The sequence below is a fragment of the Paenibacillus sp. N119s genome (genome assembly GCF_059447605.1).
Genome location: NZ_JCAJRU010000010.1, coordinates 1 through 18,326 on the forward strand (window position 1 = coordinate 1; position 18,326 = coordinate 18,326).

The 18,326-nt window shown below is 41.5% G+C and carries 15 protein-coding genes and 1 pseudogene; 15 read left to right on the forward strand and 1 reads right to left on the reverse strand.

The genetic code is table 11. The annotated features are described in order from the left end of the window. Positions 1–202: pseudogene (locus tag AC5V8P_RS02610) on the forward strand (condensation domain-containing protein); the annotation flags it as partial. A gap of 370 nt (positions 203–572) precedes the next feature. Here AC5V8P_RS02610 and AC5V8P_RS02615 read toward each other — a convergent pair. Beyond that, on the reverse strand, positions 573–1,787 hold the full coding sequence (locus AC5V8P_RS02615) for a helix-turn-helix domain-containing protein (RefSeq protein WP_196771874.1): 1,215 nt from the start codon (positions 1,785–1,787) through the stop codon (positions 573–575). Between the two features lie 139 nt (positions 1,788–1,926). On the opposite strand from AC5V8P_RS02615, the gene AC5V8P_RS02620 reads away from it, so the two are divergent. From AC5V8P_RS02620 to AC5V8P_RS02685, 14 genes are all read left to right on the forward strand, one after another. Further along, positions 1,927–2,631, forward strand: a complete 705-nt coding sequence (locus AC5V8P_RS02620) for a 3-oxoacyl-[acyl-carrier-protein] synthase III C-terminal domain-containing protein (RefSeq protein ID WP_269203264.1) — start codon at positions 1,927–1,929, stop codon at positions 2,629–2,631. 37 nt (positions 2,632–2,668) lie between these two features. Continuing rightward, positions 2,669–3,688, forward strand: a complete 1,020-nt coding sequence (locus tag AC5V8P_RS02625; RefSeq protein ID WP_064797184.1) for an alpha/beta hydrolase — start codon at positions 2,669–2,671, stop codon at positions 3,686–3,688. A gap of 13 nt (positions 3,689–3,701) precedes the next feature. Next, the gene (locus tag AC5V8P_RS02630) at positions 3,702–5,588 is read left to right on the forward strand and encodes an HAD-IIIC family phosphatase (RefSeq protein WP_064797183.1); all 1,887 of its coding nucleotides are present in this window, start codon (positions 3,702–3,704) and stop codon (positions 5,586–5,588) included. Continuing rightward, the gene (locus tag AC5V8P_RS02635; protein WP_063212019.1) at positions 5,581–5,835 is read left to right on the forward strand and encodes an acyl carrier protein; all 255 of its coding nucleotides are present in this window, start codon (positions 5,581–5,583) and stop codon (positions 5,833–5,835) included. The genes AC5V8P_RS02630 and AC5V8P_RS02635 overlap by 8 nt, the downstream gene beginning before the upstream one ends. Further along, positions 5,836–7,185, forward strand: coding sequence for an MATE family efflux transporter (locus tag AC5V8P_RS02640; protein ID WP_064797182.1), 1,350 nt, complete (start codon positions 5,836–5,838; stop codon positions 7,183–7,185). A 32-nt stretch (positions 7,186–7,217) separates the two neighbouring features. Next, positions 7,218–8,465: an ATP-grasp domain-containing protein gene (locus AC5V8P_RS02645; protein ID WP_064797181.1), complete on the forward strand. Its 1,248-nt coding sequence runs from the start codon at positions 7,218–7,220 to the stop codon at positions 8,463–8,465. A 60-nt stretch (positions 8,466–8,525) separates the two neighbouring features. Further along, on the forward strand, positions 8,526–9,992 hold the full coding sequence (locus AC5V8P_RS02650; protein WP_064797180.1) for a chorismate-binding protein: 1,467 nt from the start codon (positions 8,526–8,528) through the stop codon (positions 9,990–9,992). After that, positions 9,976–11,067: a hypothetical protein gene (locus AC5V8P_RS02655; RefSeq protein WP_064797179.1), complete on the forward strand. Its 1,092-nt coding sequence runs from the start codon at positions 9,976–9,978 to the stop codon at positions 11,065–11,067. The genes AC5V8P_RS02650 and AC5V8P_RS02655 overlap by 17 nt, the downstream gene beginning before the upstream one ends. 3 nt (positions 11,068–11,070) lie before the next feature. Beyond that, positions 11,071–12,453, forward strand: coding sequence for an aldehyde dehydrogenase family protein (locus AC5V8P_RS02660; RefSeq protein WP_064797178.1), 1,383 nt, complete (start codon positions 11,071–11,073; stop codon positions 12,451–12,453). A 10-nt stretch (positions 12,454–12,463) separates the two neighbouring features. Further along, positions 12,464–13,159, forward strand: coding sequence for a cyclase family protein (locus AC5V8P_RS02665; RefSeq protein ID WP_063212013.1), 696 nt, complete (start codon positions 12,464–12,466; stop codon positions 13,157–13,159). Positions 13,160–13,168: 9 nt separating this feature from the next. Continuing rightward, positions 13,169–13,933 carry an SDR family NAD(P)-dependent oxidoreductase gene (locus tag AC5V8P_RS02670; protein WP_063212012.1) on the forward strand — a complete coding sequence of 255 codons (765 nt, stop codon included), beginning with the start codon at positions 13,169–13,171 and terminating at the stop codon, positions 13,931–13,933. A 25-nt stretch (positions 13,934–13,958) separates the two neighbouring features. Next, entirely contained in the window at positions 13,959–14,705 is a 747-nt protein-coding gene (locus tag AC5V8P_RS02675) for a 3-oxoacyl-ACP reductase family protein (RefSeq protein ID WP_064797177.1), read from the forward strand. Positions 14,706–14,928: 223 nt separating this feature from the next. Continuing rightward, positions 14,929–16,641, forward strand: a complete 1,713-nt coding sequence (locus AC5V8P_RS02680) for a sensor histidine kinase (protein WP_064797176.1) — start codon at positions 14,929–14,931, stop codon at positions 16,639–16,641. Then, complete coding sequence (locus tag AC5V8P_RS02685; RefSeq protein WP_064797175.1) at positions 16,638–18,059, forward strand: response regulator transcription factor; 1,422 nt, start codon at positions 16,638–16,640, stop codon at positions 18,057–18,059. The genes AC5V8P_RS02680 and AC5V8P_RS02685 overlap by 4 nt, the downstream gene beginning before the upstream one ends. Positions 18,060–18,326: the final 267 nt, after the last annotated feature.

Sequence of the window (18,326 nt, forward strand, 5' to 3'; positions counted from 1 at the left end):
TGAAGACGGGCAGATCAAGGGTTCCTTTGAATATTGCACGAAGCTGTTTGGCGCCGATGCGATTGAACGATTAACCGGAGATTTGATAGCGATCCTGTCACAGGTTGGAGCCAATCCGGATTTGCTATTAAGCGATATTCAGGTGAACTCGGACGAGCAGCCAGAAGGCTTCTCGCCAGATTCCATCGACTTTATGTTCTAGACCAGTTTTCAGTTTTCTAAAAATGATTTCACTGTGCAGGCAAGGGCAACGGCTCGTCCGATGGCCCTTGCCTGCACAATATTTTCCTGACATAACAACGATTCGTTCTTATTTCGTCGCTCTCTCAAATTGCTTTGCTCGGCACAATAACTGTGATCGTATTCTCCTATACTTAGGAGATGAACCCCACAGCTCGAATAGCAACACTATATTGTCTGAGACAATCAAGAGATTGACGATATGCGTTTTGGTAAATACACACTTCAGTAGAGAGGTAGCGCATGCTCAATCTGATTTGGTCTGGACTATGTATAAATGAATAAACCTCAGGGACCTATCCATCTAAAAAAAGGAGCCCTGAGGTTTTTTATTATTGAGTAGGAAGGACTTGCCTGTAGTAATACGAAGCGGTCTCAAAATCTTTTTGGTGATAGTAAGCTTCAGCTATAAGGACATACAATTCGCTTATTTTTTTGTGAGCTTGCTTTTGTTGATATATGGTGCGAGCTAAGAAGAAGTGATCCAGAGCTTGCGCTAGATTTCCATTACAGGAGTTGATTCGTCCTATTAAAATATTGAGCTGGGCTTTTAAATCCAGATTCATATTTACATGCAAAAAATCATTACAGATTTTTTCTGCTTCTTTAATGTTTTGAATGTCAATATAGAGCTCAGCAAGCTCCAATTTGGAATTGATCAGTCCTTCTTCATCGGATAACAAGGAGTATGACTCAATAGATTTCTCGATATAGACTAAAGATTCATCATAATTCTTGATCTTTTTATACAGAATACCCAAATTTAAGAGTGAACCCGCTTTCAACTTCTTATTGTTGGTTTGTTCAAAAAACAGGAGGGATTGCTCGTACTGCAGCTTCGCTTCCTCCCAATTCCCCGTTTTTTTATAGCATACGCCCATGGTCATTGAAATTTCGCCAGCCTTATAAAATGCACTGTTTTGTAGATTAATCTGCTGAGCCTCCAATAAATGAGTTAGCGCAGAAGTAATCTCATCCAAATGGCAGTGAAAGATGCCAAGGTTGAGAAGAACATCAACATAAAGCAGTTTGTCGACTGTAAATTGCTTGGTCAGCAGCAAAGCATTGTTGAAGCTTTTTAAAGCCTCTGTTAGCTGATTGGTGCGATACAAAATTTGACCCTGCAAATTATATGATTTGGCTCTAATATCGTAATCAAAAGGAGGAGCATGCTGAATGACATCTTCAATATATTCATGGGCTTTTTCCATATCGTTAGATAACCAGTAATACCTTGCATACAGTAATTGTTGCTTGGCTTTTAGATCCGCTTCTTCCTCTGTGATTTCTATACTCTTTATTATGTTTAGAAACTCATTTAACAAATTGTTTTCAAGATACTGTTCCGCCCTTACTAATTGAGCAGGAATGGAGGGAGGAAGGGAAACGGTTTCCGGAACCTCTTCTTCTAACAGAAAAGTAATAGAGCAATTTAATCGCTCCGCAAGCTTGCTGATGATCTCAAAAGAGGGCATCGCATTTCCTTTCTCAATTTGACTAATGTAACCTCTGGTTACAACATCTCTGGCTAGATCCTCCTGACGCATTGAAGCTCTGAACCATGCGGGGATCACAGCGGAAGAACTTGATTTTATTATACTGGCCATTAGCGAAATTCCCGAGTATCTCTATTGGGACCCTGCCTGTGAGCTTCAACATCGTCTTGGTGCACATTCCTCGGAAGCCATTTTATTTAACCAAGCCTGTAGTGGCGGGCTCATGGCCTTTGACACAGCAGCTGGCAAGTTTGCTATTCACCCCGACTATCAATATGGCTTAGTGGTTACCTCCAATCGTAATAGCGAAGAATACCGCAATCGTGTCACATACAATTCTTGTTTTCACTCCGACGGTGCTTCCGCTGCTGTTGTCCAAAGAGAACATCCACATTGCCGCTGGGTCAGCACGAAAATATGGAGTGATGGTACATATGCTCCTCTTTTCCGGTATGATTGGGGCGGGAGTACAGAGCCATTTAATCCTGTTAATTTGCAGCACATTCATTCCTTTTCACCGCTGGCAAAAGTGCAGGATTTTTTTGACGCTGATCCTGTAAAATTGATGGAATTTATTGAATTGCTAAACAAGCGCATTCGTCTGGTTACAGAGCAGGCGTGCGAGCAAGAGGGAATTCAATTAACTGAAATCCGTCGAATCATTTATCTCCACGATAATGTTAAATCTATGCAGGAGATTGCTGAAATTTTTGAAGTAGATATAGACCGAACCAATGCTAAATTGGCGACCCAATATGGTCATATGGGAGTCACCGATCAACTTTTTGATTTTAAACAATATATAGAATCCGGCGAGCTGAACAGAAACGACTATGTGGCACTGATTGGGATTGGAAACGGAATGCACTGGGTTTGCAGCTTATTCCAGGTCTAATTTAGCTTGAAATAAAGTCTGTTTTTGGAGGAATATAGTGAAAGAAGATATGATACAAATTCATAGTCAAGATGGTGTGCTGGAAGGTCGATTGGCATGGCCTGCTTGTACTGAACAGGAAGTCCCGTGTGTCATTTTGTTACACCCTTGGGGAGCATGGGACATGGATGGAAGCCATCCTGCGGATATGAGTGTGGATGATCAGCCTGTTCGGATGTTTTTACAACTACGCGATGCCATCGCAGATAAGGGAATGTCCGTACTTCGATATAACAGCCGTTTTGTACCTGCGTCCAATGATTCAGCCGTGGATTATCAGCGCCGTACGTTTTCAGGACTAGTTGAAGATGCATGTGCAGCCGTTGATCTTGTAAGAAACACCGATGGAGTACAAGCTGAAGCCATATGGTTGCTTGGAATTTCTTTAGGTACTGAAGTAGCTATTGCAGCATCTGAGAAAGCCCCTATCTTAAAAGGGTTAGTCCTTATGTCTACCATCGGCGAAAATTATCTTTATCGACGTTACTATATGGATGTAGAGCGCAAGCTGCAATGGTTGTGGGAGCAACAACTAGTTGAAAAGGACGGTACGGTGAAAGTAGAGGCATTACGGGAACTCGATTTACCACGATGGGGATGGTGGGACCATCTGGAGGAAGAGTTACAGACCTTGGAATCTGCTTCATATGAACAGATCGCTTCTATTTTAAAATTACATTACGATAAAAATTTAGCAAGGGATTTGCAATTAGGGAATGAAGAAGCACCATCCCAATTTTGGCAGGAATGGATAAGCAATGAACCTGCCTATAAGCGTATTACACAATTTACTGGACCAATATGTATTATACAGGCAAGCGATGATAATGCGACTCCTATTCGGGAAGCGTATTTGCTCAAAAATGCACTGAAGGATCGTTCTAATGTGAGCTTCACTGTATTCGATCAATTAGGTCATATTTTTTCCCCACGCAGAGGTGACGCTCGAAGAACATATGGACCTATAGCTAGTGAGGTGCTGAGTTTTTTAACGCATTATCTTGAAGAAAATAACTGAGCAGGAGGAGACTATGGAAATCCATGAGCTTGCCAGGAAAATTCGTCGCTTGAGCCGGGCAGATGATACAAGCAATACCGATATTCTTCCAGCATTGCGACAATTAAAGACCTATGAAGAGCTTGATGTAGTAGGCCACGCTTTGGAAAAGGTGAGTCCTGCTATGATCGGGATTCAGCCCAGAAAGCTCAAAACTTTAAAAATTGCAATCGTCAGCAACTTTATAGCTCAACCTATCATATCCTCTCTACGTACTCTTCTACTCATACAGGAAATCTCACCCGAATTTTATCTCGCTGAATATAACCAGATTGCATTCGAATTATCCAATCCACACTCAAGATTAGCAAATTTTAAGCCTCAAATGATTCTCTGCCTGCTGGATGAGCAATTTTTGCTTCCACAGGATTGGGATACATTGAATTTTGACTATATTCGTTCACACGGTAGGGAACAGCTTGATATGCTATACAAAATGCTGGACCAATACAATACTTGGCAGCCCAGCACGTTTGTTTTAAATACAATTCCGATTAATTCAATTGATTTAAGTAGTATTATTTCCTTTAAGCATAAGGCTTTATGGGGACGTTTGTGGAGAGAGCTAAACGGCCGATTACTTGAATTCTCGGAGCTGCTTCCTTCGGCTTATGTGCTGGACCTTGAAATGCTATTAATGAACCACCCCGGATTATTAAGAGATGAGCGTATGCACTATTATGCCAGTATCGCTTGGCATAACGATGTGTTTTTACTCGTTGCTCAAGAAGTTGCCAGTTTGAGCCGTGCCTACCTGGGCCTCTCGAAAAAGTGTCTGGTGCTAGATTTGGATAACACATTATGGGGAGGTGTTATTGGAGACGATGGTCCTGCAAATATACAGCTTGGAAGCCTGTATCCTGGCAATTGCTTTGTAAACCTGCAACGGATTGCTAAAAGATTAAAGCAGCAGGGAGTTATTCTTGCAGTATGCAGCAAAAATGAATTTTCCATTGTGGAGGAGGCATTAGAGAAGCATCCTGAGATGTTACTTCGACAGACGGATTTTTCAATCATGCAGGTCAATTGGGAACCCAAAAACGAAAATATTCGCTACCTTGCCAATCAACTGAATATCGGTTTAGATTCTCTTGTCTTTATAGATGATAGCCCGTTTGAGCGGCAACTGGTCGCTTCAACGATACCTGAAGTAACAGTTATTGATATAGGTACGGAACCTGCCTTATATCTAAACAGCCTATTGGAGACAGGTTACTTTAATGTATTGCAGACAACGGAAACCGATCAAAATCGCACAGAAATGTATCGTACGCAGGTTGAAAGAAAAGCGTTTTCCAAATCCTTTTCTTCTCCGGAAGAATACTTAAAGCAGCTGGAGATTTGCGTAAATATATTTGAGGCTGATGAGTATTCTATGCCGCGTTTGATGCAGCTGAATCTGCGGACGAACCAGTTTAACATGACCAAAAATCAATATACCGAAGCCTACAATCTACAAAATCAAAAAGAAGGACTGGTAAGCTTGCTTGGTTTTACTTGCAAGGACCGTTTCGGACAGGAAGGAATTATTGGGGGAGTCTGGATTAACAAGCAGCCGAATCATTGGGTGATCCAGAATTTTATGATGAGCTGTCGTGTATTCTCACGTAAAATTGAATACGCGGTTCTTCAGTATATAGTAGATGAAGCCACGCGTTGCCGCATTCAATACATTGAAGCGGAGTATCGTCATACCTCTAAAAATCATATCGTATCTGATTTCTATACAAATGCTGGCTTCCATATGATCCGCCAAGAAGATGAACATACTCAGTACAGAATAAATTTGCCGATTTCAGGTTCGCTACAGCCAGCCTGGATACAAGTTCGCAGTGAGAAAGGAGAAATGCACAATGTCTGATTTTGATCGGCAACTTCAGGAACTGGTGACAGATGTATTAAATACGGATACGGAAGTTCAAGAAAATACTCGACTGGATACTCTTGAAAATTGGGATAGCTTCAATTCCCTCCGTCTCCTTGTTCAGATTGAACAAAACTTTCAGGTCCGAATTAAACTGGAGGATTTTCACAAGTCGCTTACAGTAAGAGAGTTAGGGAATATTATTTTATCGCAACAAAGCGGTAAGACAGTAGAGGTGGAGTAAGTGGAACTTTCTAAAAAACGGAAGAGCCTAGGTTTGCTGGCTTATCCCATTTACTTTGAGCTGTTAGCCGGGGTTATAGCGGGAATTATTGATATTTTTTGGGTCGCACAGTTGGGTAGTGCATCAGTCGCAGCCGTGACGGTCGCAACCAGTCTGGAAAATGTACTTCTTGCCATTATACTCATTGCCAGTGCAGGAACTACGGTTCTGATTTCACGCTACTTGGGAAATAAAGATCTATCCTCTATCAAAAGTGCAGTCAGAGATAGCTGGATTTTGTGGGCGGTAATAAGTCTGCTGGTTGGTGGATTGGGGTATGTATTCAGAGCTGAAATTGCGAGTCTCTTCACTAGCTCTGAAGAAAAAGACACGCTGATTTTAACTACAGCATTTTTGGCAATTTCATTTCCGGGAATCATCATTTTCTATGCGCAAAATATGGTGGATTCTATATTCAAAGGTTATAGCAATACAAAGTTTCCGATGCAAATGGCGTTATTGTCTAATTTGCTAATTCTCGTGCTGGATCCGCTTTTTATATACGGTTGGCTGGGATTTCCCCAATTAGGTGTACAAGGAGCAGCTTTAGCTACTGTGTTAGGGCGAACAATCACTTTGATGATTGCTTTATACACATTCTACCGATCCGGTATTATCAAGACATTAAAACAGGTCGAATATGGTGCAAAAACACGGAAAAATGTAAAAGATATTCTTAATATCGGTCTTCCCATGTCAGGTGACTTTATAGCTCGTATGGGGAGCAACATGATTCTCATCGGCTTGATTGGAACCTTTGGAGTCTATAGCATGGCGGCCTATGGAATCGGGACGAAAATCATTGTATTTATAACGATGTTTTTCTACGCGGTTCGACAAGCAGCGAGTATTCAAATCTCTTACCAATTGGGTGCAGGAGAAGGCAAAAGTTTTCATAAAATCGGTAAGAAGGTACTTTGGCTAGGCGGAACCGTTGGATTATTAGCCGGCATACTATTATTAGTATTGGCTCCATTTTTACTTCGAATCTTTACGAATAGTGAAGAAGTCATTCAGGAGGGGATGATCTATCTTTATTACATGAGTCTCTATTTGTTGCCTCTTTCGCTTGCAGTAAGTATCGGAGGTGTGTTTTTAGGCTCAGGTCAAAGTCGAACGATGTTTTATGTGACATTAATAGGGACTGCCGTTACTCTTTTAGGGGCATTCACACTCCCTTCTTTTAACAACCTGTATGTGCATGGTATTTGGATATCTCAAATTCTAGGAGTCGTGGTACAAGCAGTGGTGCTGTTGTTTTTATTCCAGAGAGGAAATGCATCTATTAAATCAATTGCTCTGGAAGGCTAACTATTCAATGAACTGAAATGGGAGTGAGAGAATTGAAGGATAGACAGGTCATTGTCGTGATTCATCGTTTTGGAGGTTTAATCTTTGGTAATTATATGAACTACAACACAGTTATTGATCATTCACAAAACGATGTCATCTACTTTGTGAATGAAAATGGATATAAAGATATTGCCGCTTATAAAGAACAAGCAGCTAAAATAGTTCGATTTGAACGTCTGGAGCAGCAAGATGAACTGGATCAAGCTATGTTTGAAGTGGTCAGTACCTATGGCCCAATTGATCACCTCATTAGCTTATCCGAATTTGATATGGACGTTGCCGCATTTTTAAGAACAAAGTACGCTATTCCGGGTGTAGATGAGCAACAGGTTCAGTTGTACCGGAATAAGGTTGAAATGAAGAAGAGATTGAAGGAACACTCTATACGTACCCCTTATTTTATTGATTTTACAACCTCCGATGAAGTCCTTGCTTTCGCTAAAAAAGTGAATTATCCGCTTATCCTAAAACCTAAAGTTTCAGCAGCCAGCATAGGGGTCAAATTAGTGCATACCGAAGCAGAGCTGGAAGAATTTCTAACCACCATTTCCTTGGCTGATTATGAGGCTGAAGAATTCATTGAGGGTACCATTTTTCATATCGACGGCATTGTGAATAAAGGGAAAATCGAGTTTATATCTGTGTCGCGCTATGTAGGTAGCTGCCTGGATTTTTCCAAAGGAAAGCCGTGTGGTTCCATTCTGATTACTAAAGATAAGAACCTTCGGCAGCGTATTGTTGATTTTACAGACTGTTCGTTAAAAGCCCTGGAATTAAGTGAGGGTTCCTTTCATATGGAGCTGATTCATAAACAAGAAAAAGAATTGGTGTTTTTGGAAATTGGCGCACGTTTTGGCGGGGCGGAAATTCCATTCTTTTTACTTGATCGCTTCGGTATCCATCTCGGTGAAGAAACGGTCAAAATCCTGTTGGGCACATTTACGGGAGTTCCTGAAGCGGATTTAAATATACATGGTGGTTTTCTACAAATACCTGAGCCACAGAATACTCCGCTAGAAGTCATCCATGTAACAAGCCTCAAGGAGCAAATTCCGGAAATCTTTTCAGAAGTTATTCCTAATGCTGGAGATATCATGGATGGAAGCGGTTCTTACTACCATATCAGCGGTCGATTTATGTTCGACGGACAAAGTGAAGACCAGGTAGAGCAGGCTATTCTTAAAAGCATTCAACTTTTCCACTTGGAGGGTAAACCTTTAGAAAAAATAAAGATATGAAAAACATCTCTTCCATTAAACGGTCACTATAAATATAAAATCTCAAGGAGGTAGTGGAAAATGGTTGTGGACATCAAAAAAATTTTTCCGATTCCTGGTGTAGAATATTTGACAGCCAAAAGAAATATCGTGATCGAGGATTTAAATGTGAATAACTCTTTATATTGGATGCAGGCGCTCTCGTCTTTGTATCCGGAGTTCGCAGAAGAATTTAAAACGGTCTTTATCTCTCAAACCGAGTCAGGAAAACCTCATATCATTTTAGGTTTGGGTAATTATGTATCTATCAAAGTCTCCGCAAGTAAAACGCTGTTAAAAACGAATATTTATATTCAAAATAAAATGCTCTCTGAAATCAATGAATATGTGAATGTAACGCATATGCCTTATAAGGATATTTTTAATAAACTTTCAGAAATGATGAAGACAGTTCAGATGCAAATCCCAGAAGAGTTTGCGGATATGTCATTTTTAGGTGGCTGGATGTGCGAAACCATTCATGATGAATTGCAGGAAGTTGCCGTGTTTACCCTCCCCAAAATCCTTATTCAAGGAACGGAAAATCAATTTGATGTCCTTAGCTGGTCTAATGACGTAATCTTGCCTACCTCAGAAACCATTAGCTATTTAGAGAAGGCAATTCAGGAAGAATACAAAGGGACGATTTCTTATATACCCGATCAAGATACCTATATGGATAACCTGAATCAGATTTTAGAACAGCTGGGTAACAAGGAATTTGCCAAGGTGGTAGTGACCAGAAAGGCAGTCATTCAATTAGAAGAAATGAAAAGTATAATCCCCTTATTCTCGAAAATCAATCAAAAAAATTATCAGGAATACAGTTACTTTTTTAAGTGGAATGATGAAAAAGAGTGGTTTGGTGTATCGCCTGAGGTGCTGCTTATTAAAAAGGGACAGAAGGCGATTAGTAAACCGCTTGCAGGTACACGCAAAATTGCATACTGGCACAAAACAGAGGAGGAAATTATAGCTGAATTGCTTCATGACAGTAAAGAGAATAAGGAGCATCAATATGCTGTCAGTCTCATGGTTAACGATCTGAAGGAATTGGCGGTCAACAAGGATGTAGTCATCAGTGAGGATAAACATATTCTCAAAACTCCGTATGCCTTCCATTTGAAAACTCATATGTATGCTTCCTTAAAAAAAGAAGTTTCTACATTTGATGTACTCGGCAGCATTTATCCGCCTGCTACGATATGGGGGGTTCCGCGTTTGGAAGTAGAGCCTGTGCTGTCCGAGGTGGAAGCATTCAAACGGGAGTTTTTTGCAGGCGGTTTTGGTTATTGCAGAGCCAATGACGATTCCAATTTTGCGCTAACGATACGAACTGCCTATCTGGAAAATGGAAAGTTACACGTTTTTGCCGGAGGCGGGATTGTTGAACATTCAAATCCTGAAAATGAATGGAAGGAAACAAGAACGAAAATGACTCCGTTTATCGGGAATATTGAAATTACGAATGAAACTAAAGGGGGAAGTTTGCATGTTGGACATCTATAAATATAATAAATCGGCTCCGCCTTCAATTCATGATGTTATCCAAGCGACCTTAAAGTGGCATTTTTCAGAAGAGACAGGCTCCCCCTTTTGGCTGGAAAAGCGCACCTCCTTGCCTTTCAACCCGCTGCATGACATTCAAACATTGCAGGATCTGGATGAGTTTCCCGACTATACGGAAGAGATGAAAAGGATTCCCGTGGAAAAATTGATTCCTAAAGGGATGCATACACTGGATTGGAGCTTTGAAGTGTTTGAAAGTGGGGGAACGACAGGCTCTCCTCAAAAGATCGTCGACATGCTTTCCAGAAAGAAAGCTCTTGAATGGGTATTTCAAGAACTGAATGATCAATCTGTATTCGAAAATTGCACAGGGCACTGGCTGCATGTAGGCCCTACGGGACCCCATATCGTAGGCCGTTCGATTGGACGGATGGCAACCTACCTTTCCAAGCTGTGCTACTATATTGATTTTGATCCGCGCTGGGTAAAAAAGTGCTCCAAAAATGGAGAATTCGATGTTGTTAAAGCCTACATACAACATCTTTTGGAACAGGTTTCTACGGTGCTGGAAACGCAAAATATAGAAGTTTTATTTGCAACTCCGGCGCTCCTGGAGGCGATGAGTAACAATGAAAAGCTGTCCTCCTTAATACAGAAGAAAATTAAAGTTATTATTTGGGCAGGCACCTCTATTGATGAAGGCACACTGGATGCGCTGGAAACTTTCATTTTTCCAGAAGCCCGCTTCATCGGGTTGTACGGAAATACGTTAATGGGGATCGCACCTCAGCGCCAAAAATTCAAAGACGATCCTAAAGCCTGCGTTTTTCAAACATTACATCCCTTTTCTATTGTTCAATTAGTGGATAAAGAGAATCACAGAGTATTAACACCATATAACACCTATGGACAAGTCAAGTTGACATTATTCTCTCCTGAGTTATTTATCCCTTCACGCCTCGAGCGGGATCAGGCCCTGCGCGTTGCTCCTGTAGGTAGTTATACATGGGATGGCGTAGCCGATGTGAGGCCGATGGAAAATGTGAAAGAGAAAATCTTCGAAGGGGTTTATTAACCTATGCATATTCCATTTATATGGTCTGGAGCGAGATACGAGTCGAAGCATAGAAGAGATTTAACATCTCTGCAAGGTTTATCTCTAGGTGAAATAGATGAGCTCCCGTCCATCCTCATATCAAGAGTCGCTCATGAGCTAAAAGCAACTCCGAAGCAAGCGTTGGCTGATATCCATAAAGCTTTCAAAAAAGCTGCCGATTTATTTGGTTCAGCTACGCTGGATGGAGAGAGTCCACAAGATTATGTACGTCATGTGCATTTGATATCAGGCGTTCCGCTGAAGGCGATAGAATCCTCGGTAAAAGAATTAAGTCATGCCTTGGCTACAGCAGAACAGTATATTACCGGAAGTGCTCCAAATTTGGCTCCTATATATACGGAAAATGCTCTACGGAAAAATAAAACAGCCTATTGGGTACCGAAAGGCCAAATTTTATCTGTTATCGCGCCTGGTAATAATCCAGCCGTGCACAAAGCCTGGATTGAAGCGCTGGCAGCAGGTTATAAAATTTTATTGCGGCCCAGCGCGAAGGACCCTTTTACACCTTACCGCCTGATCCGTTGCCTATTAGCTGCCGGGATATCTCCCTTTATGATTGCTCTAGTTCCTGGAGATCATTCTATTGTCCAAGCCATTGTAGACGCAGGCGATCTTGCACTCGTATTTGGAGATCGTAATACAGTCGAGCAATACAAAGGCAATCCAAAAGTGATTACCCGAGGACCGGGCTATTCAAAAGTATACTGGCACTTTGAAGCAAGCAATCACGACCTAATTGCACATGATCAAGCGAGGGATGTGATTGTTCGCTCCATCGTAGATGGTGGAGGAATGAAGTGTACCAATGCAAGCGGGGTTGTCGTAAATAAAGCTCATCTTCATGAGCTGGATGAAATCGCGCAGCAGCTAAACGGGTATGGCTCGAATGGTTTGCTAGATTATACAAGTGATCTTCCCGTATTTACGTCAGATAAAGCCTATGCGATTAGAGACTATGTTCATCAAATATTTCATTCCACCGACATCCTTTGGAAAAATGTGAAGGATGAAGAATGGATTATAGACTATGGAGACGGTACAGCCGCACTTTCTCCCTTATTGGTCCATATTAATCATCTACCCGATCATATTCGATATATGGAGCTGCCCTTTGCCTGTAGCTGGGTATACACACCTGAACCAGATGAGGTCCACCAAACTCTGAAATCCACCTTGGCACTAAGCCTGCTAACGGAGGATCAGGATTTGATCCATTGGGCTATTACCGAACCGACGATTAAAAAATTAGTAATCAATAATGCACCGACATGGACTACTCACGATATGGTTCCTCACGACGGCTTTATTACAGAACATCTTTTTATTTCAAAAGGTGTAATTTAGGAGGGGAAATATGAGTATTCAAACATCTAAAAAACTTGAGTTGATTGATTTATCTATTGCTTTTTCCAAAGGGATGCCTAAATATAGTGCGGACTGGTTTCCAGAGTTTACGTTTGATGAAGTAGCTCCGGAAACGATGACGGCCGCAGACTGGAAACGACGCTTTACCATTGTATCTTTGTTCGCACATAATGGCACTCATGTAGAGTCTTCCGACCATGTGTTTCGTGATGGAAAAACAATCGACCAGGTTCCTCTACAACACTTTGTCGGGTATCCCGTTTTGATTGACCTGACCGATATTCCAGATCAAACCGAAATTTCAGCAGATCTCCTCAAGCATAGAATGGCTCCTCTCGCTATAGAAGAAGGCGAAATTCTGTTATTCCATACAGGCTACGATGATAGAGAATGGGGAAAGGAAGGCTTTTGGGATCGCTCCCCTTGGCTCAGTGCAGAGGCTGCGGCTTATATTGCCTCCTTAAATCCTGTTTTCATAGGGCTGGATTTTCAAACTGAGAAACCCGCTGAGAAAAACTTTGTAGTGCATAAAAATATAGTTTCATGGGGCGCGGTTCTATGCGAGTATTTATTTAATTTAGATCAGCTCAACTCTGACACTTTATTCGTAGCCCTGCCTATCAAAATTTCCGATGTAGAAGCTTCACCGGTTCGAGCGATTGGCATCAAGGGATTAAGGGGCTAGATCATTACCATGGCGAAAAAAATATGCATAATTAGCGGTGCAGCCAGAGGGATCGGGAAAGCTACGCTCGATAAATATGTCGCAGAAGGATATACATGTATAGCAGTTGATAGGGATCTTAACGCTTTAGAGCAATTAAAAGCAGAGGTTTCCACAGAAAAAGCTGCTTCGATAACAACATGGTGTGTGGATCTTCTGCATGACCAAAAAGAGTTGAAGGATCAGCTTGCTGATTATGTACCCGACACAGAAACGCATCTGACCTTAGTCAATAATGTAGGCGGTTCTCAAGAGAAACGGACGCCTTTTCATGATATTTCATGGGAAAGCTTTAACTCATCTTTTGTTTTTAACTTAAAGCCTGTTCTTCAGCTGACACAAGCTTGCTTTCCCGTAATGAACAGAAATCAGAGTGGAAAAATTGTGAATATATCTTCAATATCTGCCCGTAAAACGCTAAAAAATGTAGGTGCGGATTATTCGGCGTCCAAAGCGGCTGTCATTGCTGTTTCCCGGCATTTGTCCAATGAATTTGCCGAGCATGGAATTCTGGTGAATACAGTATGCCCTGGAATTATCGGAACCGATCGCATCCTTCATAGATGGCAAAATCGTGAAGAGAAGATTAATCACGAGGTGCTGAGCGGTATACCATTACTTCGTTTGGGGACGCCGGAAGAGGTAGCCGAGGCTGTTTATTTTCTGGGTTCAGAAGCAAATCAATATATTACAGGAGCAGTTCTGGACGTGAACGGTGGAATGTATACGCCTTAAACCAAACCTGCTTGAAAGGGTGAACATGTTGCAAAATAACAGAGTGGCATTAGTTACAGGCAGCTCTAGAGGTATCGGTGAGGAAATCATTCAAAAGTTATCTGAGTCCGATATGGATGTAGTGATTACGTATCATAGTAATAAGCAGCAAGCAACTCATCTGTTGGATACCATCAAAAAAAACAATCGAAACGGGTTATTGGTACGGCTTGACCTGAGAGACGAGTCCAGCATTCTTCGGGCTTTTGAGGAGATTGAAAAGTATTATGGGAAACTGGACATTTTAGTTAACAATGCAGGGATTGGAGTTCCCCAACCCATTGAACAGCTGACGCTAGAAGAATGGAATCATACCTTAACGATTAACCTTACCGGAGCATTTTTGTGTACCAAATATGCTATTCCGCTGCTTAAAAAAAGCGAAGAAGGCAGAATTATTAATATTTCCTCTGTTGCGGCTTTAACAGGAGGAAGCTTCGGCCCTCATTACGGCGCTTCCAAGGCTGGATTGATTGGATTAACTAAATCCTCAGCCCGCGAGCTGGCAAAATACAATATTAGTGTGAATGTGATCGCGCCAGGCCCGATTGCTTCGGAAATGACAGATTCGTTAAATGACGCTGTGATGGAAGGGATAATTGGGAATACGCCGCTGGGTCGCTTGGGTAAAAAATCCGAGGTAGCGGAGCTTGTGCTCCAGCTGGCCAATCCGCAAATTGGTTATCTCACTGGACAAACCATTGTCATGGATGGCGGACGCTATATGCAATAATTGCATACATTTAGGGTGATCCAATGTGTAGGCATATGGCTCCTTTAAAAGTCGCTAATTTAGCGGCTTTTTTTATCGCTACAAGTTGTATCAAGTCGAAAATAGAACTTGCTTCGATTGCCGTAAATTCCATGTAAGCGTTTGACATATTGGAATATCAATCTATAATTATGAACAGAATTGGACACGCCGAGATGGGAGAGTCCTTAGGAGAATGGGTCGGATGACACTAAAAAAAAGAATCTTTCTATTGTTTTTTCTTAGCGCGTTTATTCCCTTTATCAGTATATTTGCAATTTCTTATTATACCATTGACTCTATTTTTGCGAATAAAATCAATGATGGAATTAGGAGCAATCTACAACAGGTAACTTCATCACTGGAAAATTCAATTACCAATCTGAATCACGTTACTCAGCAATTATCATATAGCGGTACTTTAGGCAAAAAACTGGATGAAGTCTTGAAACCTTCCTCCAATATAATTGAATTGATTGAGGCTAGAGATGAATTAAAGAATGAGTTAAATGTTGTAACGTTTACTAATCCGAATATAGGCTTGACCCTATATTATTTCCAGAAAGAAGGCGCTACACAGTTCGCAAACTTTCCCATCAAAGATCGTTTTGCCCCTGAGTCTTTGCCTGTACTTTTCAAATCTTATGGAATCGCGTACTATGGTCCCCATATCAGTATGAACCGATTTAATGATCAGCTCGTTTTATCTGCTATGCGAAAGGTGCAACTGCCTCAAAGGGACGATGTATATGTTTACGTAGAATCCGGCTTTCGCCTTACGCAGGATATACTGGGTTACAACCAATACCAAGGAGCTTTATCGCATTTGATCCTGAATGGTGAGGGGCAAATTGTTTACAGTGAAATTCCGGAAACGATGAAAGTGGGGGAGAATTTCTTCAGCTTATCAAAAAGTGCTGCAAAAGATGGAATATCCCGTGACTATCATTGGTTTAAGGAGGACTCCGCTCAGAATTGGAGCGTCATATCGGTAATTTCGCAGGCTAAGTATCAACAGGAGAAAAACCAGTGGTTGCTTCAAATAGTACTGGTCGCTTTATTTTTTCTTGGCTTTACTGTATTTCTTGCTTGGCTTCTGTGGAAGATGGTATACAAGCCACTCGGTCTGTTCCATTCGGAAATTAACGGAATGTCTCAGAATCCACAAGAGACAGGCAGCCAGACCCGCACTCATATTCCCGAGTTCGATTTTCTACTGGGCGAATTCTCAAATATGCAGCATCAAATCGGTGACCTGTTCAAGGAAGTACAGCAGAAAGAGAAGATCCGTGCAGATTTGGAAGTAGAAAAATTGTTGTATCAGATCAATCCTCACTTTCTGATGAATACGCTAGATACCGTACACTGGCTGGCCGTCATGAATGGACAAGGAGAGATTGACAAGTTGGTACAATCTTTAAACAAGCTGTTGTATTACAATTTGGGTAAATTAGGGCAAGTATCGACGATGGAAGAGGAAATTGATGCGCTAAGACAGTATCTAGTCCTGCAGCAAATTCGATATGATTTTGAATTTGACGTGCGTATTTCAGCGGATGACCATGTGCTTCAAATACCTGTGCCTCGTTTTATTCTGCAACCGTTGGTTGAAAATTCTCTCTATCATGGACTGAGTGACGAAGGTTTTATTCAAATTGAAGTTACACTCACCAAAACGCTGAATATTCTGATACAGGATAATGGAGCCGGCATGACCGAGGAAGCGATTCAAAGACTCTTGAACAATCGTATAGCAGAACATAAAAAAGTAGGGATGGGCATCGGACTCAATTATGTTCACCGCATGTTGAGGGCACAGTATGGAGATCAAGCACAACTGGTGATCGAAAGTGAATTGGGTACAGGGACAAGTATTCTGCTCATACTTCCTATCAAAGGAGAAGATGTTCGGGGATGATTAAAGTATTGATTGTGGATGACGACAAATTGGTACGAAAAGGTATAAGCTCTGCGATGCCGTGGAATGAGTTCAATATGGAAGTTGTAGGAGAAGCAAGTAACGGGTTGAAAGCATTGGATTTTCTAAAATTTCAACCAGTCGATCTGATGTTGACGGATCTCGCGATGCCGGTGATGTCAGGTATTGAACTGATGCGAGCTGTAAGGCAACTCTATCCAGAGCTTCATATTGTCGTATTAACACTGCATCAAGATTTCGATTATATCCAGGAAGCGCTCAGGCTGGGAGCCATTGACTATATAGCCAAGGTACAGCTTGAGAAGGAGCAATTCGAACATGTGCTGCATCGAATACATACCCGAATTGACGAGCTGGCGAATAGAAAACGAAAGCAGCCGCTGCTGAGCGAGACCAATGTCCATTATCGCCATGTGTATGCCCTTGTTTCACTGGATCGCAAGTTAGGACAGAACTGGCCGATTGAACCGACATCCAATGGAGAAGAGCTCCGATGGGAGATTGAACGGAACAGTTGGATGTGGGCGGCACCCATGGACGTAGAGGATCAGCTGTTCCATAGACTGAAGGAATCCCTGAACCAAGTCCACCAAAGCGCCTTGCTGATTATATCCGATGTACAAGAGCGAACGTGGTCGCAAATCCAAAACTGGATTATGAATTATACAGAAACTTCCTTATTCTATGCATACGACCCTGATGATCCTGTCATTGCCGTTTCGATGAATGTGGATGACTCACTTCCAATTGAACCGCAGGATGAAGATATGGATCGAATTAAGCAAAGTTGGTTTCTATCACCATGGCCCCATAATGACAGTTACTACAACCAACTGATTGAACAGTTCAAATCACTAAGACTGCATAAAAGCCAGCTGATAGGATTGCTATACTCGATCGTTATGGAATGGAATCACCTTTTTGCCCAGACTAAGCTGGGTAGAATCTCAATGAGCCATTCTTTTCTATCCTGGTACGAGGTAGAAGCTTGGATCAAGCAGACTTCTGTGGGCATTCGTAAGGCAGATGAACAGACTTCGTATTCACAGGAAATTGTAGACGCCGTCAAAAAATCGATCATAATCATGCAAAATGATTTGGACCAAGCCTTTACTGCTTCAAGTTTGTCCCGACAACTGAACATCAGCCGAAGCTATTTCAGTCAATGCTTCAAGGATCTGATGGGGAAGACCTTTAATGAGTACTCCCGTTTTATACGCATAGAGAAGTCTAAAGAGTATTTATTGAATACAAATAACACGATTTTCTGGATTGCGGAGCGAGTGGGTTATACGGATGAAAAATATTTCAGCCGAATTTTTCGCGAATTGACAGGCCTGCTGCCAAGCGAATATCGCCAGCTCGGCAGAGGAGATAAAAAGCGTACTCTTTTATAATTCAGTCAAGCCGACAGATTTCTGATAGGAGCTGCCGGTTTTTTGTTCTTCACTTTGATTAGTAAGTTTGGATAGACAGATGTATGTCGATAGGTAGGATAAATGATTACAAGCTAACTATGACCTCATGGTCTAAAATGAAACCGCATACATTTTTCTATCCAAACAGACGTTAAATCCCTATCTCGTTTTGTCTTCATCGAGTTTTATAATGAAAGCGTAACCAACAATGATAGAGAAATATTCACAACGAAGGGGAATCGAATG